The sequence below is a fragment of the Desulfomonilaceae bacterium genome (genome assembly GCA_041662605.1).
Taxonomy (GTDB): Bacteria; Desulfobacterota; Desulfomonilia; order Desulfomonilales; family Desulfomonilaceae; genus CAJBEZ01.
Window position 1 is genome coordinate 41,566 of record JBAZSD010000016.1, and the last position, 22,859, is coordinate 64,424.

Sequence of the window (22,859 nt, forward strand, 5' to 3'; positions counted from 1 at the left end):
GGTTATGATGGGCGAATAAAAACTCAGTGTCACAGATTTACTGGATATCGCTGTATTGGATCGACAAAATAATTAGCGCATGTGAGTTCAGGTTTTTCGAATGGACCACAAACATATAGAACGTCACTACAGACTGAAAAATTTAAAACGAGCTTCCCAGATATTTGTGCTGGGCGCGGTATTGCTCCTTGTATCTGGACTTGCGGCGTCTCGGCTGGTTCGAGACAAAAGCGAGGACTTTAAACCCTCAGCCGTAACCAATGAAGGAAGCAGGGTTGAAAATTTTACCTATTCAGCTCCGGGATATCATCGATGGGACCTCAAAGCGTCAGACGCGCAGATCACGGACAATCTTGACAGTGTTAAGTTGACATCTCCGCGAGTTGTTTATTATGGCGGTTCTGGTGGAACCATATACTTGGCGGCGCAATCAGGCCATCTGGATAAAAAAACAGGCTTCGTCTCCGCCAAAGGCGCAGTAAAGATTAACTACAAGGATTATGAATTTACGTCCAGTAATGTTAATTATTCGGAAGGTTCACTGCAGGCAGCGACGTCGGCTCCTGTGTCTCTCAACGGGGACAATCTCAAGCTCACGGGCAAAGGCTTGAAGCTGTCGGTTGAAAAGGAAGAAATACAGATAGAACAAGAGATAAAAGCCAGTCTGTTTAATGTGAAGTTGATAGATCCCGGACGAAAGCTTCCCATGTGAGTCAGAGCGTCTACGAATGTTCCGAATTTCAGTTGTAGCGTTAATTTTTTGTTTTCTCCTTCCAACGCCGAATCTCGGCGTTTGCCAGGATAATTACGCCGCTCTGGGGGCAGCTTCCGACCAGCCCATAAACATTACTTCGAAACGCTTTTCAGCCAAGAACATTCCAGGCGGTAAAGAAGTCACATTTGAGGGGTCGGTAAAAGTCCAGCAGAGTGATTTGACGCTAACCTGTGACAGACTTGTCATCTTGTATGATGAAAAGATAGCTGGTTCCAGCCATAATGGGACCCAGAAAAAACAGTTAACCAAAGAACTACATACATCAAGCGGCATAAAATCAATTACTGCGTCAGGTAACGTAAAGATAACCCAAAATGATCGGATGGCGGTTGCAGGCAAGGCTGTTTTTGACAATATCAAGCGTACCATTACCCTTACGGAAGGGCCTCCCCGACTCTGGCAGGGCCCTGATGTCCTGGCTGCTCAAACCATCATAATTTATCTTGACGAAAATCGTTCTGAATTGCTTGGTGGAGATGACTCCCTAATTACAGCCATCATTAATCCTCCAAAAGCCAAGAAAGACAAGGAGAAATAGTCACGACCGGGAGAGAGCTTCGAGTTCGGGGTTTGGTAAAAGAATACGGAGGCCGTCGAGTAGTTGATCAGGTCAGCATACGGATAGCTTCTGGACGGGTAGTAGGCTTGTTAGGCCCCAATGGGGCAGGCAAGACTACGACCTTCTATATAATCACCGGATTGATCAAACCTGATCAAGGAGCGGTCTTCCTAGATGATGAGGATATTTCCGAATTGCCGGTATATCTGAGGGCGAGACTGGGAATCAGTTACCTGCCTCAGGAAACTTCTGTTTTTCGTAAACTTACTGTGGCTCAAAATGTCATGGCCATACTGGAAACCATAGAATCGGACAAGATCCGGAGACAAGAGCGATTGGAAGAACTATTGGCCGAGTTAGACATTTCGGGATTAAGAAATCAACGTGCCGAAAGTCTTTCGGGTGGTCAAAAGAGAAGGTTGGAAATTACGAGAGCTTTAGTGACCAAACCAAACTTTATGCTCTTGGACGAGCCTTTTGCAGGCCTCGATCCTATTGTCGTACTGGAGATTCAAAAAATAATTTTCAAGCTTAAAGAGAGCGGGATAGGCATAGTAATAACTGATCATAATACTAGAGAAATTCTGGGCGTTTGTGATACAGTGTATCTTTTGGATAAAGGTCATATCCTCGAAGAGGGATCCCCTGAAATGATCGCGGGCAGCGAACTGGCCAAAGCGGTTTATTTGGGTAACAAGTTTAGCATGTAGTTCAACCGTGTAAACATGGTCCTGCAAATCAGACAACAACTGCGTCAAATCCAGCAACTGGTAATGACGCCACAGTTACAACAGGCGATCAAACTCCTTCAGTACAACCATTTGGAAATGCTTAACGCTGTGGAGCAAGAGCTAAAGGAGAATCCCGCCTTAGAATCAGCCAGTTTTGACGAACCGTTCACAGATCAGGATACCCCGGGAAGAGACGACCTAAAATCTTTGGAGGACTCGACCACCGAGTCTGCAAATCCTGCGGCTGACTCCTTAGCGGCTGATTGGGACAATTATCTGGAAAACTATGGAGGGGACTACTCTTCACCCAACAAGGACTACTCTGATCGCCCTTCCTTTGAAAACCTCATTTCATATAAAAGCAACCTTTTTAGATATTTACTTGAACAGCTAAGGTTGAGTCGAATCGAAGACGAAGACCGGCGTATAGCGCTTGAAATCATTGGAAATCTCAATGACGACGGTTATCTCGATATATCTGTTGAAGACCTGGCGATAAATCTGAACACTTCAGTAGATAGAATTGAGGGGATTTTAACAAAAGTTCAGGAATTTGAGCCAGTCGGCGTCGCAGCGCGTGATCTGAGGGAATGTTTGCTCATTCAGGCGAAGTTACAGGAACCCCCTAATCAACTGGTAATTAGAATTCTGAACGAAGCTTTCGACATCCTTCAATCCGGTAAAATTGAAAATCTGGTCAAACGGATGAAAGTATCGATCGATGAGGTTCATTCCGCTGTCCATTTAATTTCAAGTTTTGACCCAAAACCTGGACGCATTTTTGGGGGTTCTGAAACCATCTATGTAGCGCCGGACATTTTTGTTTTCAAGGTTGGCAATGATTATTCTATTGTCCTAAATGATGATGGGCTACCTCGACTTAGAATTAACTCTCTTTTTCAGAAAGAACTTCATGGTGGTTCTTCTCCTTCAGCCACCAAGGATTATCTTCAGGAGAAGATGCGTAGCGCAGTGTGGTTAATCAAGAGTATTCATCAGCGTCAAAGGACCATTTATAAAACGACTCAGTCCATACTAAAATTTCAGAGGGAATTTTTCGATAAAGGCATTGATTATTTGAGACCACTAGTTCTTAAAGACGTGGCGGATGATATTGAAATGCATGAATCCACCGTGAGCAGGGTAACATCGAACAAATATATACATACCCCAAGAGGCATCTTTGAACTAAAATACTTTTTCAATTCCGGAATAAGGCATGGGGCTGATGAAATAGCCTCCGAGTCTGTGAAAAACCACATTCTGCATATTGTGAGAGCGGAAAATCCGAAAAAACCAGTTAGCGACAAGCAGATTGTCGAGGAGTTGGCCAAATCGGATATAACCATAGCCCGACGAACAGTGGCAAAATATAGAGAGATGCTTGGCATCGCTCCGTCGAGCAAAAGAAAGAAGAAGTTTTGACAAACAGAGTCACACCGTGATTCTGCTTAAGGAGGTAGTGAAATGCAAGTTTCCGTAACTTTTAGACATATGGAACCTTCAGAGGCCCTGAAGAGCTATGTTCAGGACAGGACTACAAAACTGACCAAGTACATAGACAGGCCTTTGGATAGTCAGGTCACTTTGTCAGTGCAAAAGTTTCGCCAAATGGCTGACGTGGTGATCAACGTAGACGGCTTGCGTATATCCGGTCAAGAGACTCATGAAGACATGTATGCGGCTATTGATCTCGTCATGGACAAGATTGAAAGACAGGTAAAAAAGTACCGGCAAAAAATTAGGAAACACAAACCATCTCAAGGCAAAGAACTCAGATGGCGCCGGGATATTTATGAGCCTGAGAGCTTTGAAGACGATGGAGAACCGGTTATCGTCAAGACTGAGAACTATTTCATAAAACCAATGTCTGTGGATGAAGCCGCCATGCAGATGGACCTTTCCCATCAGGATTTTCTTGTCTTCAATAACGCTTCTACCCAGACTATCAATGTCGTTTACAGAAGAAAAGACGGAAATTACGGTTTGATCGTTCCCCAAAGCGCCTAAAAGAACTTTGAACGTAGGACAGATAACGACCTCTATTAGAGGGCGACATTCGTAAAATTTGACAAATCATTAAGGGTGTAGGAAACCTACACCCTTAAAATTATTTAAATGGCCCTTGCGCCATAAGGATGAAAGAGTTTTGCAATGAGGATTTTGGATTTCCTCCGGAATGATTGTGTAATTGGATCTATGACCGCAACTTCAAAAGACGATGCGCTGGCCGAATTGTTGGAACCAATACTGGTCGTCAATCCCAGCCTCGACAAAAAACTTGTGTTTCAGACGATTTTAGATAGAGAAAAACTTGGGAGCACTGGATTAGGAAATGGTGTCGCCATCCCTCATGGAAAATTTGAGGGGTTGAACAAGTTGGCGGCTAGTTTCGGACGAAGTCCAAAAGGCATTGATTTCGCCTCCATGGACAACAAACCGGCCTATCTTTTTTTCATGCTGATAGCTCCACTGAATTGCGCAGGAGATCATTTGAAAGCTTTGGCCAGAATTTCCAGACTCTTCAAAGACCCTATCCTGACCAACCACTTGAGACAGGCCGAGACCTCCGATGAAATTTTCAAGCTTCTCGAAGAAAGCGACCTGAAATTTCCGTAAATCTACCTAATTGTTTCATTGGGATCCCCGGTTGTTCATGAATCAGCTTTGTAAGCGCACAATTCGCCACACATAGTGCATGTCTCATGGTCCTCTGAGCAAGTCCGCGCTCTAATACTCCTGGCAAGCTCAGGAGACATAGCCAATCTGATTTGTTCAGGCCAATCCCTGTCTTTTCTGGCCCGGCTCATTTTATAGTCCCAATCCCAGGCGTCCTGCCTGCCACGAGCGATGTCCGCAGCGTGACCGGCTATTTTCGCCGAGAGTACTCCAATGCGCACATCTTCAACATTCGGAAGCCCCAAATGTTCCGAAGGTGTTACATAACATAGAAAATCAGCGCCATTAGCCGCTGCTATAGCGCCTCCGATCGCCGATGTCACGTGATCCATTCCTGGGGCTACGTCTGTTACAAGTGGCCCAAGCACGTAAAATGGCGCGCTATCACAAAGTTGCTTCTGCATCATCATCTGCGCCGCAATCTGGTTCAAGGGCACATGACCAGGCCCCTCTATTATAGCCTGAACCCCTTGCTGTCTGGCTCTCCTGTTCAAGTCTCCCAAGGTAATGAGTTCTTCGACCTGCGCAGCGTCCATCGAGTCAGCTATCGCGCCCGGTCTCAATCCATCCCCCAGGCTCAGCGCCATGTTGTAACGCTTACATATATCTAATACCTCATCATAGCGCTCATACAGAGGGTTTTCTTTCTTGTTGGCCCTCATCCATCTTGCAAGAAAACTTCCTCCTCGACTCACAATGCCGCAAACTCTAGGCTTCTTTGCCAAATGATCCAGGGCGCTTCTGGTTACTCCGCAGTGGACTGTAACAAAACTTATGCCGTCTTCGCCATGCAACCTGATAGCTTCCAACATCTCGTCGCCGGTCATTTTTTCCGAGGCGCCGAGAGTTCTAACAGATTTTACTATTGCTTCATAAATTGGAACTGATCCAACAGGAATACTTGATTCATTAACTATTTTCTTGCGTATTGACCTTAGATCGCCTCCGGTGGACAAATCCATTACAGCGTCTGCGCCGGCTCTCACCGCAGCTTCAAGCTTCTGTAATTCAAGATCTTCATCCACCAAATCAGGAGATGTTCCTATATTAGCGTTGACCTTTACCTTTAAATCTTCTCCCACAGCGACTGCTCTACCGGAACCAGCCGCCTTGAATATGACTACCTTGCCGTTATCCAAATGACGCTTGAGCCTGTCAGGGGAAACACCCTCATCCAGAGCGATCTGTTCGATCAATTTATTCAAGTCCCGCTTCTCCAATTCCTTTGATTTCTCGTAGTATATTGGCTAAACAAATAATTGTCCATATTCGTTTCAGCGGTCGCTTCATCGCAATCAGTCATCGAGCACAGGGGAGATCCGGCTTTTCTACGTTTTATTGGCCTTGGGAGTATCAACAAATGTCTACTGGTCGCAAGGGTCTTGGGGCTCTCTTAGGCGCTTCAGTGGCGATTTTTTGGCCGGGCGCCTTTATTTTTGGGTTCCCCGGTGTGATGGCGAGTTATTGGAGCCAGTCCTTCGGCGTGGGAAAGGGCGCAATTGGAGCGATCATGTTTTTTGTTCTCGCTGCGATCGGGATTTTCATGTTTTTTGTTGGGAAATGGCAAGAGAAACTGGGTATCAGAAAACTTATGACCGTAGGCGTCTTGTTATGTGGAGCCAATGTTTTTACGCTGCTCCTGGCCAATAACATATTCTGGATTTATCTTTGGGCTTTTATCAATGGAATGGCTTCCTGTTTCGTCTATATTCCTGGTTTGACTACGGTTCAAAGATGGTTTCCCGAACAACGCGGGTTGGTTTCCGGGATAGTTAATCTGATGTTCGGGTTATCGGCAGCCATCATGGCTCCCTTGTTTGGAATGATCTTTCAATCGTTTGGCTACATCGGCATCGTGGAAATATTGGGACCGATCTGTCTGCTGACAGGGTTGGTAGCCGCTCAATTCACGGAAGCTCCACTTGGACCGTCATCCGGAAACATTCCAACAGCGCCTAAGACGACTATCGACGCCCATCAATTCAAACCAATTACAGTGGGTCAAGCAGTCCGGATTCGTAGTTTCCGGTTTCTCTGGTTGGTATGGGCCCTTCAGGGGGCTGCGGGGATATCTATGATCACGTTGTCTACAAGCCTCGGGATATCAAAAGGCTATACGCTGGAATCGGCAGTGATCATCCTTACCTCGTTCAATCTGGCTAGCGGATTAAGCCGCCTGATCAGTGGTTACCTGTCTGACAGGATAGGAAGAAATTTTACAATGAGCTTCTTTTTCTTCTCATCCGCAATGGCCTATTTCATGCTCAATCTGGTTGACTCATTGCCAATACTTTGCCTTTTGGCCATCATCATAGGCTTCGCTTTCGGGACTCTTTTCGCAGTTTCGGCTCCACTGGTTACCGACTGTTTTGGAATAAACAACTTTGGCGCCATTTTTGGGCTCATTTTCACGGGATACGGATTTTTGGCCGGTCCGCTTGGCGCTGCGCTGAGCGGCTATGCGCTTGATTACACGTCCGGGAATTATTCCCTGGTTTTTGGTTACCTGGGGTGCTTTTGTCTTGTTTCTTCAGGATTGATCTGGTCAGTCAGACCCATTGACTCTAAATAGTATGACGCCATTCCAGTAAGTTGGATGGCAGTTCTGGACAGTTACAGCATCGAGCAACACTTCATATTTTATCTTGCTTGATGATATGAAATCGTATGTGGCCTCTCGGGGTTCACGCCAGTTAGTGTCATCAACCATGATGACACATTTCGGCGAGAAAAAAGGTTCAGCAAGGCGGAGCCCCTTCAACTGATTTTCATAATCATGAGGCCCGTCATAGATGTAATAGCCAATAGGACCTGAATGGATTTGTTGAATATACTCAGCATAATCAACATCGTAGAAATGATGATTTCCAGTTCCAAACGCTTCGAATTTTTCCATGAACCGCTGTTTGGGGCCACCAAATTGGGAAAAGTTATCAATCCCCACACAACGTTTCGATCCATTTCCCAGAAGACCTGAAAAAAAAGTAAAACCAAACCAGACACCGATGTTTACGAACGCTTCGTCCGGCTTCATCTCCGCTACACCTTTATTGATAATTGCCCCAAGCGCTGTAGTAGACATGCGAGGTACAGAGCCCAACTGTTTCATTTTCGTCCTCGTTTCCATGTTGTCTTCAGGGTACTCTGTGTTGAGCAAGTCAAACATGGCCCCAAATTTCTCAGGAAACCCCATGCCTCCTCGGGTCAATATGTCAGATAAACGGCCTTCAAAATAAGAGTTCGAAAAAGGCAACCTCATTTCTGGTTTTATGAATCGAAATGAGAACTTCTTAACATATTCAGCGTAATCCATTAGCAACTTTCCTCATGGTCTTTTCCTGAAAATTCCGGGTCGATATTTATTCTACCTCAATGGAGATCGACGCGGCGTCTTGTGACGGGATTACAGCATGTATCGCGTGCCGCCCGCGTGACGGGGTCCAAAAAAACTCATACGGAGGCGGAGTTCGACCTACTTCCTTCCCGTCAACAAGCCATACTACATATTCCACTACCACGCGAGGTAAAGCCCGAAAAGGGATCGTTGAGGCAGAATTTCCAGAGCAAACGAGTCGATCCCCTTCATGGGGACTTATAATCTCAATAGCAGTTTCCCTGTCCCAGCCTGCTGCAGCGTTCATTCCCGTTCCAGGGGTTTTTCCGGCAAGGATATTAGAATCAAATTTCGTGGCCGGTTTTTGAAGTTTGAATCTGCTTAATCCGATTTCCTTTTCTCTCTTGTAGACCCACCTGGCGTATGCGGGACCCAGATAAACATGATCCTCGTCCGTTTCCTGATATGCTCTCTTCTTGTCTAGTCCCAAGTCGCCGACTTTGTTTTCAACGCCTCCTGAGTCTAGAGATCTCATGGCCTGCGCTGAACGCTTGTTCCGCAAATATGCAGGAGCAATAGAGCCCATCGCGTCAACTATGTCTTTAAGTAGCGGGCCACAGGATGAAGCTCCCAGGGAGTCCTTAGTTGGAGAACCGTCAAAGTTTCCCGCCCAAATACCTATAACGCTTTTCGTCGTGTAAGCTACAGCCCAGTTATCACGATATTTGGAGCTTGTTCCGGTTTTAAGGGCCACCGGGAATCCGTATTCAAAATATGTCGGGTTTCCAAACGTAAGAATTCTTGCAAGCGGGTCACTTAAAATATCGGTTATTTGATCCGACACGGCGTCCGAGAAAATTTGCTCACTTTGTCCCTTTTCATTAGGTATTGTTCGCAGAGACTGAAACAGCCCGCCCGAAGCCAAGCACGCATAGGCTTGAACCAAGTCGTAAAGTCTAATTTCAAAAGCTCCAACAGACAAACCCAAGCCATAGTTTTCCAATGCGCCTCGACTTCCTGAAATCAGTCCCAAGCGTTTCAGAATAGAGGAAAACTCCTCCAAACTTACAGCTTCAGCCATCTTTATCGCCGGAACATTGAGGGAATTCCCTAAAGCCGAACGCAAACTGACAGGTCCGTAAGAAACCTTGTTGGCGTTAAACGGCATGTAATCACCTTGTTCAGTTTTGTACGACCGGAAAGTGTCGGGAATTTCTGATCCATCAGCGTATCCCTTTGATAAAGCCAAGGCATACAAAAAAGGCTTCAGGGTCGAACCAGCGGACCGAAAACAAATTGAGCCATTGTTGTAGCCCAGTTGATCTTCTGAGTATTTCCTGGAGCCAATCATGGCCAAGACTTCACGGTCCTCGGTCCCCGCTATCATTATCGCCGCCTGACTTATGCCCAATCTTCGCAACCTATCAGAGTGAGATTCAAGAATTTTTTCAACAGCCTTCTGGATATTTAAATCCAGTGTTGTTCTTATCTCCGGATCCCTGAAAGGGGCTCCGGCCAATATCAGGTCAACAAAATGAGGAGCGTCATTTGGAAAATATCGGTGGTAAAATTGCACTTTGAACGGCGAGTGTGTTTTTGGCCCGGATTCCGGCGCAATCATCCCCGTATGAGGCATGTTACGCGTCAAAGTCTCGGCCCTCGCGATTAAAGACTCCCGTCCAGTCATGTTGTTAGGATCAAGACGTGTTGGAGCGCGTGGAATGACGGCTAGGCACACCGACTCATTGGCGTTTATTAGACTCAAATCTTTGTGGAAATAAATCAGGCTTGCTATTGCTATTCCTTTGAGCCTCCCACCCATGGGTACAAGGTTTAGGTACAATTCCAGAATTTCTCTTTTTGAAAGAGATCGCTCCAGCTTAACACTCTCAAGAAACTCTATTATTTTTGAATAAAAGGTTCTGGGTCTTGGATTGAGTAATCGAACCGTCTGCTGGGAAATTGTTGAAGCCCCCGAAATCGTCCGCCCATATTTCAGATTAGTGTACGCTGCTCGACCAATTGCAATAGGATCAAATCCAGGGTGATGAAAAAATCGCTTGTCTTCAGCGCTGACGATGGATTCAACCATGACTTCCGGAACATTATCAACGCTTCTCCAAATGTTGAAACATCCGTTATGGTCCGGAAGAAATCGTAGGATTTCTCCATTCCTGTCAGTCACAAATCTGGCCGGTTTATTCTTTTCGTTTTCGAAAGACGCTCTAAAGTCTGGTCCTTCCCAGTAGACAAGACCAGACCAGATCATAATTGAGACGCCGAAGACGGCCACAAAAATAACTACAACATTTCTCTTGGACAGATGAGACATGACCTATTGGTCAAATTCTTCCAGATTTATTTGAATCAATTCGATGGACGCCAGGACACGTTTGGCGTTTCTGTTGACGGCAGGGAAGTCGTTGGACTCGTCGTAAAGCCATTGAGCCAATTCATGAATGGTCTTGGCCGTGTTTCTGAAGAGAATGATGTTGTCCGAAGATTCGACCAAACTCATGTTTGCTCCTTTCTCAAATCCTTGAATCGTTTTGCCTTGACCTCATAACGCGGCAGAGCGCCGGGCTCGAATAATTCAATATTATATCCAAGGTTTGTCTTAACCCGAAGTTCAGTCTTGAGTCCATTCAGAAGCGCTTTTGAATCAGACATCGACGGTTCTTCAACTTCCACCTTGAGAGTAATGTAATCCATGTCTCCGCGCTTTTGAACGACAACTTCATACTCACTACCCAAGCCAGGAAAAGATCTGACGACATCCTCAATTGACGAAGGGGCTAAAAGCACGCCTTTGACTTTGGTAATATCATCCGCCCTACCAATAACTCCACCTGGAAGTAGACGGTAGGTTCGGCCACATTCACAAACTTGGTCGCTGAGTTCCACTACATCCTTGGAATCAAAGCGCACACATGGTTGAGCCAACCTGTCCAGAGCTGTTATTACAAGCTTCCCGGAACTTCCGGGATGAGTTAAAATCTCTCCTGATTCCAAATCCTCGACCTGGACAAGGAACATGGCCTCATTAATATGCAGCGCCCCTGGCTGACAGGCGCACTCAAAACCCCATGCGCCTATCTCTGTCGCGCCGGCGTGATCGAAGACCTTTGCCCCCCAGGCCTCTTCTATCTTCTTCTTTGTACCGGGAACAAGAGCCCCCGGTTCACCTGCGCAGGTAATCTTTCGGATTCCAAGTTCTTTCGCAGGATCAATCCCCATCTTTGTCCGAGCCACATCCGCCATGCCAAGCACGTATGTTGGTGTTGCCATCATGGCCGTCGCCCTGATTTCAGCCATCTTCAGAATCCTCGATTGAGTATCCAGGACTCCTCCGGGAACTGTTTCACATCCGATTTTTTCACTAGCGTAATGGGCTGCCCAAAACGCTACAAAGATGTTGTATCCAAACGGAAGAAAAACCCTGTCATGCGGCCGGTAACCCTGAGCCCAGAGCAGCGTCGCCCAACACTCCGACCACCAATCCCAGTCTCGCCAGGAGTCAGCCTGGTAAACCGGTTGACCTGTCGTACCGCTTGTTTGCCTGAATGCGGTAACTTCGTCCAGCGGAACGCACAATGCGTCGCCATACGGGAATGGGTCCTTACGCTGGACGTCACGCATCATGGATTTCTCAACCTTTGGAACCAGTTTCACGTCGTCAAGAGTTCTTATGTCCTGCGGATTGAGTCCTATTTCATTGTATAGAGATCGATGGAATTTTGAGTTTTCATACGCCCAGTTGAGGATTCTCCGGAATTTCTTCAACTGAAGCTTTTCGAGATTTTCTCGAGGTAATGTTTCAAGATATGGATTCCAGTATGGCGCTGATTTGTTCATTGAAATTTTCTCATATTCAACAACGTGCTTAAATTCCGGACCAGTTTCAAGTGGACGTCATTTCATGAATGTCCTGGGCGCCCACAGAGAGATCTCCGGGAAAAACAGTAGAATAAAAAGGCATATGACCATACCTATCAAATAAGGGTAAATACCTTTATAAACAGTTCCTACAGGCACCTTGGTGACCCCGGAAACCACAAACGCGTTTATGGCTACAGGAGGCAAAATAATACCTATCATGGTGATTACACAAACAATAACGCCGAACCAGATGGGGTCGTACCCCATTTTGAGCACAACAGGCAGAAAAATTGGCGTCGCCAGGATCAGGAAGGCTAGGTCCTCTATGAAGGATCCTCCTATTAGATATACCGCAATAATTATCAGCATGATGATGTTTCGATCAAGTTGGAGACCTTCCAACCACGAGGCTACCATAAATGGGGTCCTTGTCACGGCGAAAAAATGCCCCAGGATTGTGGCGCCCGCTATTAGCATCAATACCATGCAGGCGATTCGCAGAGTCTCTTTCAAGCTTTTGATGAACTTTTTAAAATCCATATCTTTCTTGGCGAGAGTCAGTATCAGCACCGCCAGTGTTCCCACACTTCCAGCCTCAGTGGGGGTGAAAAAACCCTCCATAAGCCCACCCACAACGATGAAGAAAATGGCGCCAACGACAAGTACGGCGGGCAGAGAAGCTATTCTTTCGGCCCATGTCGATTTCTCTCCTTTGGGACCCAGTTTGGGGTTGATCATGCTCCATCCTACGAGCGTCAGAATAAAAGAAAAAGCTAACATGAGCCCTGGAATTATTCCCGCAAGGAACAGCTTGCCTATGGATGTCTCAGTCAGGATGCCATACACTATGAGCACAACACTTGGAGGGATCAGTATACCTAACGTGCCTACCGTGGCCACGGTGCCGCACGACAATCTCTTGTCATATCCATACCGATCCATTTCCGGGACCGCTATTGTGGCGAATGTCGCTGCGGTGGCTGGAGAGGACCCGCAAATGGCTTTGAAAGCCGTAGCCGCCACGACTGTGCCTATGGCAAGACCGCCGGGAATGTGCCCTATAAACTTGTAGGCCGAATCATAGAGGCTTCTGGCGACTCCTCCACTGGCGCCGACTTGTCCCATCAAAACAAACATCGGAATTACGGTAAAACCATAAGATGAAAAGACACTGAAAATATCCTTGGCTACAAGGCTAAAAGCGGCGTCAACGTTAATTATTGAAGCAAATCCTATAAAACCGGCAATTGCCATGGCAAATCCAATTTCCAGCCCTATGAAGAAAAGCCCGAAAAGCAGCAATATCACCAACACACCTATCATCGCGACACTCATATTTCAGGCTCCTTTGTTTGTAAGATCTCTACAAAAAGAGTCAAACACTCCACCAGGCTACAGATTGCAAGTCCCCAAGCCACTGGATACAAAGGCAGATGCAGAGTAGGAGTCACTTCGCCGTTTACGCGAAAATCGTGGCCCATTGACCAAAGATTAACCGCAATAATAATGAATAGCGCAATCCCTATAAGTCGTGTAGTCACGGTCAGTAGCCGACGCCATCCTCCTGACAGCATCCCTGGCAATATGTCCATTATAACGTGGCCGTTTGCTCTTGATGTCTCAGGTATCGCAAATCCGACAACTATCGCCCCCATTAACCCTACCAACTCATAGGTTCCAACTATTGGTTTTCGAAATGCGCGCAAGAGAACATCCGCTACCGTAAGCAACATTGTGGCCGTCAACGCAACTCCCGCGATTGCAAACATGATTTGGGATAAACCCCGAGACAAGAAAAAAATTGTCTTCACAGAGTCCCTCCAAAGGACGACGACCCAAATCCTCTTAAGAAGAATTTGGGTCGTTTCGTCTATTTATATTTCATGGATTTTTGCTGAGCCAATCGAGAGAAAACTTGAGAGCTTCGTCGCCGGGTAATCCCTTGGCTTTCATCTCCTCGACATATCCGTTCATAACTGGGCGAACCGCCTTAGCCCATCGGGCGTCTTCTTCCTTTGACAGGGGAATGACCTTATTTCCCTTGGATAGGGTGTATTCCTTTCCAATTTTGTCGAATTCATCCCAGGCCTTCCCGGTCTTATCAATCCATTCCTGGCTTACTTTCTCAATTATTTCCTGAGTTTCCTTTGGCAATGACTCCCATTTCTTCTTGTTCATGACTACAAAGAATCCGAGGGTGTAAGCGGAGCCAAAGTTCTCGGTGGTTGATTTGATGACTTCCGCGAATTTCCATCCCTTTAGAGTTTCTATCGGGGACACGACACCATCAACCACACCTTTTTGAAGAGCGTCATAAGTTTCATTTTGAGGCATCGCGACGGGAGTAGCCCCTAAGGCGGCGACTACTTTTGCGCTGGTTCCCGAGCATCGAATCTTCATCCCTTTTAATTCTTCCATCACCTTAACAGGGGTTTCCGTATGAAAAATCCCTGGTCCGTGAGCGTGCAGATAAAGAACCTTCACATCAGATAGTTCTTTGGGATTAAACTTTTTGTAATAAGCGTTGGCCAGTCTGGTAGCCTGAAGGCCGCTCGTATAACCAAGCGGTAAGTCTATGACTTCCGACAGAGGAAATCTTCCTTTTGTGTAGCTCAAAACTGACATGCCTATGTCGGATATGCCTTTAACGACTCCGTCATAAGTCTGATCGGCCGGTGTGAGAGTAGCTCCGGGAAATATGTTGATTTTAACTGCGCCGTTGGTTCTTTTTTCGACTTCTTTCGCCCACTCAGTGGCCAAAAGCGTGTGCCCATGAGTAGCGGGGAAGAAAATGGAATAATTAAGTTCCACGGTTTTGGCGTAGGTGGGAGTTGCGCCAAACAGAGCGAAACCCGCAAACAATGCCAACAGTCCACAAAGCGCAATCAGCTTGAACCTGTTCATCATCTCGGCCTCCTGACTATCCATTTGTTACTTTGTTGAAACCTAGGACTCCTCTTCAAGGACTTAACATAAACCGAGTTTCAACCAGTATTGAGCTACTTAAGTAATCCAGCTATTAGGTTGACCAATGATTTCTGTCAGAATTGGCCCATACTATACCAAACTCCTGGGAGACTGCAAGAAATTCGGCCCGAACTGTTTGCGCTTTAACGAGCCTGATTTTTCAGGAATATAAGGGATTTTGGTCCAAGACCCTTTAGAAAATTGCATTGACGCATTTTCTTGATATAGAATGAAGCCACAAGATATTTGTCATCAGAACATCCCAGATTTTAAGAAATTGTGGAGAACCTTTATGAACCTTTTTGAAATTGATCAAACAAAATGCCAACGTGATGGTTTTTGTGTTTCTGACTGCCCTGCTCAGATCATTGAGATGAAAACCAAGGAATCTTTCCCAGCGCCAATCGATGGGGCGGACGAGTTTTGCATAAAATGCGGGCATTGCGTGGCCGTGTGCCCCCACGCCGCTATCTCGCTCAACTTTTTAAAACCGGACCAATGCGAGCCCGTATCAAAAGATTTTGTCCCATCCCCCGAAGAAACCGCATACCTGATGAAATCAAGACGTTCTATCCGGAGATATAAGCAGAAACCGGTTGATAGATCGACTTTAACGGATTTGATACAAGTCGCCAATCATGCGCCGTCTGGTCACAACTCCCAGCCGGTTCATTGGCTTGTCATTGAAAACAAGGAAGATATGAGGTCGTTGGCCGCTATCGTAATAGATTGGATGAAATTCGTTGTAAAAGCTCAACCGGAGTTTGCGAAGATGATGAGCTTTGATCACGTAATCTCAGCCTGGGGACTTGGTAAAGACAGGGTCTTGAGGGACGCTCCTCACATGATAGTCGCCCACGGTCTTTCCAGCTTACCGCCTACGCAGACAGCCTGCGTGATAGCGCTTACATACATGGAACTCTATGCCGCTTCAAAAGGACTTGGGACATGCTGGGCCGGATATTTCAACGCTGCCGCCAATTTCTTTGACCCCATGAAGCAGGCCCTTGCGCTGCCTGCGGGTCATCAGACGTTTGGCGCTTTAATGATCGGTTATCCATCGAACACATATCATCGGATTCCAACCAGGAATAAGCCTAGAGTAACATGGCGCTAGATGAGATGGAATTCCCCGGATATTTCATTAACAACCAAGAGGAAATTGACAAATGGATCATAAAATTGGCCCCGTAAACAATAGACATCGGATCAACACATCTCAGTTGGATCTTCCTCCCCGTCTTCTGCTGGGCCCCGGTCCCTCAAATTACGACAATCGGGTTCGTCAAGCCCTGTCTACAAACGAAATAGGTCATCTGGACCCCAAATTCATAGAACTAATGAACGAAAATCAGGAGCTTCTCCGTTACATCTGGCAGACGGACAACGCCTTTACAATACCGGTCAGTGGAACCGGGAGCGCTGCGATGGAGGCTACTCTGGCGAACCTTGTCGAACCCGACGATATCGTCCTTATCGGTGTCAATGGCTATTTCGGGGAAAGGCTTTGCGACATGGCCTCCCGAAACAGAGCGGACGTGCGTCGAATAGACAAGGACTGGGGTGAAGTTTTCACACTGGAGGAAATAGGAGAGGCTCTTGAAACTCATCGGCCCGCAATTCTGGGTTTGATCCACGCGGAAACCGCCACCGGCGCGTGTCAGCCAATGGAAGGAATAGGAAAGCTTTGCCGTGAATTCGATTGCCTGTTGTTGCTCGACACAGTGACAAGTCTAGGAGGGGTTCCTGTCTTCCTTGACCACTGGCACGTTGATGTCGCTTACAGCGGCAGCCAAAAGTGTATCAGTTGTCCTCCCGGTATTTCGCCTCTCACTTTCGGGCCGCGAGCCGTTGAGAAATTGAATCATCGGAAAACGAAGGTCGCCAACTGGTACCTTGACATGAGCCTTTTAGGAAAATATTGGGGGGCGGAACGAACCTATCATCATACAGCGCCGGTAAACATGAATTTCGCCCTGCGGGAAGCTCTACGAATAATAGCTGAAGAAGGGCTTGAAAACCGGTGGGAACGCCATCTGCGAAATGCGAAGGCTTTATGGGAAGGGCTGGAAGACCTCGGTATTGGTCTCCATGTCTCTGAAGATTACCGTTTACCAAGCCTTACCACAGCCCTTGTTCCTGACGACGTGGACGCAAAGGCTGTCACCGCGTACCTGTTAGAGAATTTTAACATTGAAATTTCCGGAGCCTTTGGCCCTCTGGCTGGAAAAGTCTGGCGCATAGGTTTAATGGGGCACAACAGCCGCCATGAAAATGTTATTCTCCTGCTGGCGGCCATGAAGGAGGCTCTTGAATCCGCATGAACACTATTGCGTTTCTGGGGGTCTGGCGCAAAAGGCTTTTTTGATCAGAAAAGCGACCAGGGTTTCGTCGATGTTAATCTTCCAGGAGAAGCCTGACAAGATTGGCTGATGAAAACAAATCGTTTGTTATAGCGGCGAACATGCTCTCGCCGCCGAATATTTTGTCTACTATCTCACGAACTTCCAGCCCCCTGGAGCGAAGCGCTCGCGCATCCTCCCTCAGTCTCTCGAACCGTAGAATAAAATCCTGCAAGGTTTTTCGACCATCACGTCTTACCGTTCTCAGTGATGTAAACAGCATTGAATCATCGTCCATCAAATCAATGAGCTTTTTCATGGACGCGAGCATGTCCGAGACATTCATGCCGGGACCAGCGACCGAAAGCCGCCTGTCTATGAACAGGTCCCCTGAAAATACCCACCCCTCGTTTTTTTCAACAAGCGCTACATGATCAGGGCTATGACCAGGCGTTTCAATAACTTCAAAGCTGAATCTTTGGGTTTCAATCACATTTGCCACCGGTTTTGGTTCGCTGGGTTCAGCCCGGCCCCAGGCCTGTTCAGAATACCAGAGAATTTTTGGAGGATTCTTGATAGCGGGGATCGCCAACTCGCTAGCGTATACCGGCCATCCAAACTTTTCCTGAATCATGCGATTACCGCCGATATGGTCCTCGTGGCTGTGAGTATTAACGACTATGTCGACTTTTGCGGTTTCCAGGAATTCTGAAAAATCTTTGAGGGTTTTTGAACATCCCGTATCGATCAAGAGTCCGTCGATTAAATACGCGGAAACCCAGTAATACGGGTCGCCGTCTAATTCTGACGCCAGCTTGATCTGTCTGACTTCTCCAAAATCACTAATTTCTATCATTCCCTGATCAAACTTTTTTGCGTAAATTTCGTCATGTATACTAGAGATATATTATAAGAGCCCAAGAGGCAATCTCTGCTGACTGAATCAAGGAGGTGACAAACATGGCCAAATTGAGCGCCGGCGATATAGCGCCCGACTTCTCGTTAACCGATCAGAACAACAACCTTGTAAAGCTGGACGCCTACAAAGGGAAAAAACTGCTTGTGTACTTTTATCCCAAGGCCGACACTTCAGGTTGTACGAAACAGGCCTGTAACGTGCGAGACTCTTTACAGGAATTAGGCTCACTCAATGTATCGGCCATAGGAATAAGTCCGGATAAGCCTGACAAACAAAAAAAGTTTGATGAAAAATACTCTCTGGGTTTTCCGCTACTGTCCGACTCCGGCAATTTGGTCGCAAAGTCTTATGGGGCTTGGGGGGAGAAGAAAATGTATGGAAAGAGCTATGAAGGGATAATCCGTTCCGCTTTTCTGATTGATGAAAATGGAAAAATTATCAACGCATGGTATAAGGTTAGCCCAGGAGAAACAGCTTCTAATGTTCTGAAAGCTCTCTCCCACTAATTACTCATTTCTTGGATCGGAAATAACAAGTGAAGTTTGTTGATCAAGCGCGCATTAAAGTAGTGTCGGGTAAAGGAGGCAACGGCTGCATCAGTTTCCGCAGAGAAGCTTTCGTACCTAAAGGTGGCCCGGACGGCGGCGATGGAGGCAAAGGAGCCGATGTAATTATTCTTGCCGATGAATCGCTGAATACCCTTCTAGATTGCCAATATCAGCAGTTGTATCGTGGAAGCAAAGGCTCGGACGGAAAGGGCAAAAACCAAACCGGCCGATCCGCTGAGGACCTTGTTATTCGGGTGCCGCCTGGAACCCAGATATTTGACACTGAAACTGATGAGCTTGTGAGCGACCTCGATGAGCCCGGCAGTTCAGTGATTGTGGCCAAAGGCGGACGAGGGGGACAAGGCAACACAAGGTTCGCGACTTCAAGGAATCAGGCCCCCAGACGTGCCCAACCCGGTGGCCCTGCAGAAGAAAAAGAACTAAGACTCGAACTCAAACTTATAGCTGACGTTGGCCTCGTCGGTTTGCCTAACAGTGGCAAATCAACTTTAATTTCCAGGGTCAGCAACGCAAGGCCCAAAATCGCGGATTACCCGTTTACCACTAAAGTTCCCGGACTGGGTGTGGTTCGAGCCCCTGACGGCAAGGATTTTGTCATGGCCGATATTCCGGGTCTGATAGAAGGCGCGCATGAAGGAGCGGGCATGGGGGATCGTTTCCTGAGACATATTGAACGCACCCGCATTCTTTTACACCTTATAGATCCCAGTCCGTCTGTTGAGCCTCCGGCGATCGAGCGATTCGGCGTCATAATGACTGAACTCGGTTCTTATGGCTGTGATTTGTCGTCAAGACCCATGATAGTGGTGATCACTAAAATGGATATCCCAGAGAATAAAACAGCTTCAGAGGAACTATCCAAAAATATTGAGTCACAAGGCTTGATTGTTAAACTAATTTCCGCGATATCGGGAGAAGGGGTAAGAGACCTTCTGTTTGAAGTTTCAAAAACGCTTAAAGCCTCAGGATAGAGGAAATGAAACTCTTAGAAATAAGAAAAAGCGTCGTTTCACGCGCCCGGCGGATCGTGGTAAAACTTGGTTCAAGCGTTGTCACTACTGATAAGGGACTTGACCGCAAAATCATCAGGGGACTCGCTGACGAAATTTGTAATTATAAAAAGAGTGGAAAGGAATTCATAATTGTTTCCTCAGGCGCCGTAGCCGCCGGTGTGCGTCGGATGTCACTCAAGGAGGGAGCCCGAACTATTCCGCAAAAACAGGCCGCTGCGTCTGTAGGCCAAACCCGGCTAATGGCCGCATATGATGACGCTTTTTCAAGACACTCCGCTCGTGTTGGTCAAATGCTGCTGACTCGAGACGATCTGACGCACAGACAACGCTATCTCAACGCCAGAAACACCCTTATGACACTCCTGTCCTGGGGCGTCACACCCATAATAAATGAGAACGACACGGTTGTTGTTGATGAAATAAAATTGGGGGACAACGACAATCTTTCGGCTCTTGTGGCCGTGCTTGCCTCAGCGGACCTGCTCCTAACACTGACTGATATGGAAGGGCTTATGGACTGCGATCCACGAGTCAACGCTAACGCATGCCTTATACAAATGGTCGAAGATCTTACGCCCGAGATTCTCGGGCACGCCGGCGGCTCTTCATCCTCCATAGGTAGGGGCGGCATGGCGTCGAAGCTTGAAGCCGCCGATAAAGTTCGAATGTCCGGAATTCCAATGATAATAGCCAAAGGTAAGACTCCCCACCTGATAAACCGGGTGCTTGAAGGGGCTATGATAGGAACGCTTATCCTGCCTGCGAAAGAAAAAATATCGGCCCGTAAACACTGGATACGGTATAACCTTCAGCCTGAAGGGGATCTATATGTGGACACCGGGGCGGCAAAAGCGATTACAAAAAAGGGGAAAAGCCTTCTGCCGATTGGCGTGACTCGAATCGAGGGTGAGTTTGAGGACGGCTCCGCTGTTCGAATATTGAATCTTCAGGGCTGCGCCCTCGCCATTGGTTTAATAAACTATTCATCGGAAGAGATGTGCAAAATCATTGGCAGACAAACACCCGAGATCGATTGGGTACTCGGTTATCGTCGTAACGATGAAGCTGTACACGCGGACAATCTTGTTCTGCTCTGAGTTCAGTTTCCTAACCAGGTCCCCATAGATTTCGTCGTTTCAACCTGGAAAAGACGTTAAAATTCGACCACAAACTTGGCTTTAAACCCTAGGACAGGGTCAATCATTCTATCGGGGTTAACTCCGAACGGATAGGTAGTTTCTGTGTTCCAATTTTGAACCGTCTTGTCTACACAGGCGTAATTGAACCATCGCCCAGGCTGCCAGTATCCTGCAAGAACTCTGACCGTCCAATGCTCCAGCAATTTCCAGTCCACACCGGCGTTGATTTCCCAACCCAGGTTGTTGTCAGGGATTGATGGAGCGTTAACCGTGTAGGCATTTAACGTACTGAGATTGCTGAACTCGACAGCGCTGCCTGTACTGGCAGGACGCATAAATCCCCATCCATAGCCGTTAGCAGAAGCCCTGTCAGCCCAAAAGAAGGTGGTAAATATGTTCAGGTTGGAGGCCACGGCGTAGTCGAATCTCGCTGCGAGGATCGATGCGTCATTCATGTAACCGTCTGTATTGAGGTTGAACAAATCCAGCCCCGCCCCATAATAAAAGCTCATGAGCAGACTATACGGACCGAATAATCCAAAATTTCCAAAGCCGTAAAGGTATGGCTGTCTATCAATCAGGATTCCGTTTCTTCTATCGGGACCCGGCAACCACGCGTAGATGAAGGTAGCTTTCGCAGGTCCAACGATAGCCCCGGTTTCTACCATCCATCTGTAAGCCTCAGTGTAGTGAGGCGCAAATCGGCTTCCTCTACCGTCAGTTCGGTCAGGCGCCCCGAAAAAGGTTCCATTCTGTGATCTGTGGAAATTGGTAGTCTTGTTCACCCAATCCAGTTCCGCGTTGAGAAAGAAGAGACCGTTATTGTACTTCAAAAATACTCCACCGTCGGTACTCACGATATCGCTTGCAGGAAAACCTTCTCTATCAGCCTGCAGACGTTGTGATTCCGGTCCCCTATGGTAGCTAAAATATTCGGCAAGAATACCAATAGACAAGGGGCCCGAGTCGTAGGTGAGGTATGCCGTGGGGGAAACGGCAAGCGCTGCGCTCATGTCACCTGCGTTAAAATAAGGATTGCCGGGCGGATTTGCATTATAGGGATCATTGGTCGGATCTGCGATAGCGTTATTAGGACGATCCTGTCTGAACGGATTATCCGGCTGACGCCGAAAAGGATAAAAACCCAGCCCGATTCTAAAAGGGCCGTATTGGGAGACCAGAAGCAGCGATTCTGATGTATAGTCCTCGGCCCCGTTGTACTGGAGACCACATCCGAAAGTGAAAGGTCTCTTCCCAAAAACAACTATCCCCCACGGAGTCTGAGCGCTTAGCCACCACATGGTCCATTGCCCTTCTGAGATAGCGACCTGCACGCCCGGACCTGTGGAATTTACATACGCCGATGCTATGGGATCCAGCCAGGAGCCAATTCTGTACTCGCCTCTCAACCTGACCGCCCCATTCAGTCTCAGTTCCGTAACAATATTGGTCTCCATCCGCTGCTCACCGGCGCCACTAGATGATGACATCCCTTCGAGCTTCCCTCCGGCCCAGCCATTCATGGAAGCGAAGTCCCCCGGCGTAGAACTGTTATCCAAATCGTACCTGCCGAAAAATCCCCTCGGCCCAAGCTGCTGGACTAACCGATTTCTCCAGATATATTCACCCTCCATCGAGAATTCCCATGCCCATGACCGATCACACACCAAGTTGAAAGCCAATGTCACACAAAATAACAATTTAAGCTTAAATGAACTTGACATTGTTTCCTCTGGACATCCGGCGGCGCCTCAAGGGTCTTTCAGTTTCTGCTTCCAATTTTCTCAGACTTTTACGCTCTGATTAATATAGGACAAGTTGTGTGACTATACACTGTCAATTTTTGTAATGTCTTGGATGTATTTCAAAGATATGGCGCCTTAGTCAACCTTAAGGCATCTAAGAATATTAAGCGTAAGTGATTGAGAGAAATCCTCTATGTGGAGTTGCGCC

The 22,859-nt window shown here is 47.1% G+C and carries 22 protein-coding genes; 12 read left to right on the forward strand and 10 right to left on the reverse strand.

Annotation, left to right across the window (positions count from 1 at the left end):
* Positions 1 to 100 precede the first annotated feature (100 nt).
* The 6 genes from lptC to WC647_13000 all read left to right on the forward strand — a co-directional run bounded on the left by lptC (position 101) and on the right by WC647_13000 (position 4,684).
* The gene (lptC, locus tag WC647_12975) at positions 101 to 712 is read left to right on the forward strand and encodes an LPS export ABC transporter periplasmic protein LptC (protein MFA6223220.1); all 612 of its coding nucleotides are present in this window, start codon (positions 101 to 103) and stop codon (positions 710 to 712) included.
* A gap of 16 nt (positions 713 to 728) precedes the next feature.
* Positions 729 to 1,313 carry an LptA/OstA family protein gene (locus tag WC647_12980; protein ID MFA6223221.1) on the forward strand — a complete coding sequence of 195 codons (585 nt, stop codon included), beginning with the start codon at positions 729 to 731 and terminating at the stop codon, positions 1,311 to 1,313.
* Complete coding sequence (lptB, locus tag WC647_12985; GenBank protein MFA6223222.1) at positions 1,310 to 2,044, forward strand: LPS export ABC transporter ATP-binding protein; 735 nt, start codon at positions 1,310 to 1,312, stop codon at positions 2,042 to 2,044. The genes WC647_12980 and lptB overlap by 4 nt, the downstream gene beginning before the upstream one ends.
* 15 nt (positions 2,045 to 2,059) lie before the next feature.
* Positions 2,060 to 3,490 carry an RNA polymerase factor sigma-54 gene (gene rpoN, locus WC647_12990; GenBank protein ID MFA6223223.1) on the forward strand — a complete coding sequence of 477 codons (1,431 nt, stop codon included), beginning with the start codon at positions 2,060 to 2,062 and terminating at the stop codon, positions 3,488 to 3,490.
* 42 nt (positions 3,491 to 3,532) lie between these two features.
* Positions 3,533 to 4,075, forward strand: coding sequence for a ribosome-associated translation inhibitor RaiA (gene raiA / locus WC647_12995; protein MFA6223224.1), 543 nt, complete (start codon positions 3,533 to 3,535; stop codon positions 4,073 to 4,075).
* 144 nt (positions 4,076 to 4,219) lie between these two features.
* On the forward strand, positions 4,220 to 4,684 hold the full coding sequence (locus WC647_13000; GenBank protein ID MFA6223225.1) for a PTS sugar transporter subunit IIA: 465 nt from the start codon (positions 4,220 to 4,222) through the stop codon (positions 4,682 to 4,684).
* 35 nt (positions 4,685 to 4,719) lie between these two features.
* On the opposite strand, the gene thiC is transcribed toward WC647_13000, so the two are convergent.
* The gene (gene thiC, locus WC647_13005; GenBank protein ID MFA6223226.1) at positions 4,720 to 5,949 is read right to left on the reverse strand and encodes a phosphomethylpyrimidine synthase ThiC; all 1,230 of its coding nucleotides are present in this window, start codon (positions 5,947 to 5,949) and stop codon (positions 4,720 to 4,722) included.
* Positions 5,950 to 6,104: 155 nt separating this feature from the next.
* Here thiC and WC647_13010 point away from each other — a divergent pair, with 155 nt between their 5' ends.
* Positions 6,105 to 7,316 (forward strand): MFS transporter, encoded by a 1,212-nt coding sequence (locus tag WC647_13010; protein ID MFA6223227.1) that lies wholly within the window; start codon positions 6,105 to 6,107, stop codon positions 7,314 to 7,316.
* Here the strand turns inward: WC647_13010 and WC647_13015 are convergent.
* From WC647_13015 to WC647_13045, 7 genes are all read right to left on the reverse strand, one after another.
* Positions 7,290 to 8,057: a class I SAM-dependent methyltransferase gene (locus tag WC647_13015; protein MFA6223228.1), complete on the reverse strand. Its 768-nt coding sequence runs from the start codon at positions 8,055 to 8,057 to the stop codon at positions 7,290 to 7,292. The two genes, WC647_13010 and WC647_13015, sit on opposite strands and share 27 nt — an antisense overlap.
* Before the next feature lie 46 nt (positions 8,058 to 8,103).
* Positions 8,104 to 10,410: a penicillin-binding protein 1C gene (pbpC, locus tag WC647_13020; GenBank protein ID MFA6223229.1), complete on the reverse strand. Its 2,307-nt coding sequence runs from the start codon at positions 10,408 to 10,410 to the stop codon at positions 8,104 to 8,106.
* A 3-nt stretch (positions 10,411 to 10,413) separates the two neighbouring features.
* Positions 10,414 to 10,596: a hypothetical protein gene (locus tag WC647_13025; GenBank protein MFA6223230.1), complete on the reverse strand. Its 183-nt coding sequence runs from the start codon at positions 10,594 to 10,596 to the stop codon at positions 10,414 to 10,416.
* Positions 10,593 to 11,933 carry a phenylacetate--CoA ligase family protein gene (locus tag WC647_13030; protein MFA6223231.1) on the reverse strand — a complete coding sequence of 447 codons (1,341 nt, stop codon included), beginning with the start codon at positions 11,931 to 11,933 and terminating at the stop codon, positions 10,593 to 10,595. Before WC647_13030 ends, WC647_13025 begins: the two co-directional genes overlap by 4 nt.
* 57 nt (positions 11,934 to 11,990) lie before the next feature.
* Positions 11,991 to 13,292, reverse strand: a complete 1,302-nt coding sequence (locus WC647_13035) for a TRAP transporter large permease (GenBank protein MFA6223232.1) — start codon at positions 13,290 to 13,292, stop codon at positions 11,991 to 11,993.
* Positions 13,289 to 13,768 carry a TRAP transporter small permease gene (locus tag WC647_13040; protein MFA6223233.1) on the reverse strand — a complete coding sequence of 160 codons (480 nt, stop codon included), beginning with the start codon at positions 13,766 to 13,768 and terminating at the stop codon, positions 13,289 to 13,291. Before WC647_13040 ends, WC647_13035 begins: the two co-directional genes overlap by 4 nt.
* Positions 13,769 to 13,838: 70 nt before the next feature.
* On the reverse strand, positions 13,839 to 14,864 hold the full coding sequence (locus WC647_13045; protein ID MFA6223234.1) for a TRAP transporter substrate-binding protein: 1,026 nt from the start codon (positions 14,862 to 14,864) through the stop codon (positions 13,839 to 13,841).
* Positions 14,865 to 15,216: 352 nt separating this feature from the next.
* Between WC647_13045 and WC647_13050 the strand changes: the two genes are divergently transcribed.
* Positions 15,217 to 16,041 carry a nitroreductase family protein gene (locus WC647_13050; GenBank protein MFA6223235.1) on the forward strand — a complete coding sequence of 275 codons (825 nt, stop codon included), beginning with the start codon at positions 15,217 to 15,219 and terminating at the stop codon, positions 16,039 to 16,041.
* A gap of 52 nt (positions 16,042 to 16,093) precedes the next feature.
* Positions 16,094 to 17,248 carry an alanine--glyoxylate aminotransferase family protein gene (locus WC647_13055; GenBank protein MFA6223236.1) on the forward strand — a complete coding sequence of 385 codons (1,155 nt, stop codon included), beginning with the start codon at positions 16,094 to 16,096 and terminating at the stop codon, positions 17,246 to 17,248.
* 73 nt (positions 17,249 to 17,321) lie between these two features.
* On the opposite strand, the gene WC647_13060 is transcribed toward WC647_13055, so the two are convergent.
* Positions 17,322 to 18,122 (reverse strand): MBL fold metallo-hydrolase, encoded by an 801-nt coding sequence (locus WC647_13060; protein MFA6223237.1) that lies wholly within the window; start codon positions 18,120 to 18,122, stop codon positions 17,322 to 17,324.
* Between the two features lie 104 nt (positions 18,123 to 18,226).
* Between WC647_13060 and bcp the strand changes: the two genes are divergently transcribed.
* From bcp to proB, 3 genes are read left to right on the forward strand one after another with little or no spacing between them, the layout of a single operon-like run.
* The gene (bcp, locus tag WC647_13065) at positions 18,227 to 18,691 is read left to right on the forward strand and encodes a thioredoxin-dependent thiol peroxidase (protein MFA6223238.1); all 465 of its coding nucleotides are present in this window, start codon (positions 18,227 to 18,229) and stop codon (positions 18,689 to 18,691) included.
* Positions 18,692 to 18,720: 29 nt separating this feature from the next.
* Positions 18,721 to 19,725: a GTPase ObgE gene (obgE, locus tag WC647_13070; protein ID MFA6223239.1), complete on the forward strand. Its 1,005-nt coding sequence runs from the start codon at positions 18,721 to 18,723 to the stop codon at positions 19,723 to 19,725.
* A 5-nt stretch (positions 19,726 to 19,730) separates the two neighbouring features.
* Complete coding sequence (gene proB, locus WC647_13075) at positions 19,731 to 20,864, forward strand: glutamate 5-kinase (protein MFA6223240.1); 1,134 nt, start codon at positions 19,731 to 19,733, stop codon at positions 20,862 to 20,864.
* 56 nt (positions 20,865 to 20,920) lie between these two features.
* Here the strand turns inward: proB and WC647_13080 are convergent, their stop codons facing one another.
* Positions 20,921 to 22,630 (reverse strand): hypothetical protein, encoded by a 1,710-nt coding sequence (locus tag WC647_13080; protein MFA6223241.1) that lies wholly within the window; start codon positions 22,628 to 22,630, stop codon positions 20,921 to 20,923.
* Positions 22,631 to 22,859: the final 229 nt, after the last annotated feature.

Coding starts and splice junctions, on each gene's coding strand:
- lptC (MFA6223220.1), top strand. CDS start 101: ATGGACCACAAACATATAGAACGTCACTACAGACTGAAAAATTTAAAA.
- bcp (MFA6223238.1), top strand. CDS start 18,227: ATGGCCAAATTGAGCGCCGGCGATATAGCGCCCGACTTCTCGTTAACC.
- WC647_13055 (MFA6223236.1), top strand. CDS start 16,094: ATGGATCATAAAATTGGCCCCGTAAACAATAGACATCGGATCAACACA.
- WC647_13030 (MFA6223231.1), bottom strand. CDS start 11,933: ATGAACAAATCAGCGCCATACTGGAATCCATATCTTGAAACATTACCT.
- WC647_13010 (MFA6223227.1), top strand. CDS start 6,105: ATGTCTACTGGTCGCAAGGGTCTTGGGGCTCTCTTAGGCGCTTCAGTG.
- WC647_13000 (MFA6223225.1), top strand. CDS start 4,220: ATGAGGATTTTGGATTTCCTCCGGAATGATTGTGTAATTGGATCTATG.
- WC647_13045 (MFA6223234.1), bottom strand. CDS start 14,864: ATGATGAACAGGTTCAAGCTGATTGCGCTTTGTGGACTGTTGGCATTG.
- WC647_13015 (MFA6223228.1), bottom strand. CDS start 8,057: ATGGATTACGCTGAATATGTTAAGAAGTTCTCATTTCGATTCATAAAA.
- WC647_13050 (MFA6223235.1), top strand. CDS start 15,217: ATGAACCTTTTTGAAATTGATCAAACAAAATGCCAACGTGATGGTTTT.
- WC647_13080 (MFA6223241.1), bottom strand. CDS start 22,630: ATGTCAAGTTCATTTAAGCTTAAATTGTTATTTTGTGTGACATTGGCT.
- WC647_13035 (MFA6223232.1), bottom strand. CDS start 13,292: ATGAGTGTCGCGATGATAGGTGTGTTGGTGATATTGCTGCTTTTCGGG.
- rpoN (MFA6223223.1), top strand. CDS start 2,060: ATGGTCCTGCAAATCAGACAACAACTGCGTCAAATCCAGCAACTGGTA.
- proB (MFA6223240.1), top strand. CDS start 19,731: ATGAAACTCTTAGAAATAAGAAAAAGCGTCGTTTCACGCGCCCGGCGG.
- WC647_13060 (MFA6223237.1), bottom strand. CDS start 18,122: ATGATAGAAATTAGTGATTTTGGAGAAGTCAGACAGATCAAGCTGGCG.
- raiA (MFA6223224.1), top strand. CDS start 3,533: ATGCAAGTTTCCGTAACTTTTAGACATATGGAACCTTCAGAGGCCCTG.
- WC647_12980 (MFA6223221.1), top strand. CDS start 729: ATGTTCCGAATTTCAGTTGTAGCGTTAATTTTTTGTTTTCTCCTTCCA.
- pbpC (MFA6223229.1), bottom strand. CDS start 10,410: ATGTCTCATCTGTCCAAGAGAAATGTTGTAGTTATTTTTGTGGCCGTC.
- WC647_13025 (MFA6223230.1), bottom strand. CDS start 10,596: ATGAGTTTGGTCGAATCTTCGGACAACATCATTCTCTTCAGAAACACG.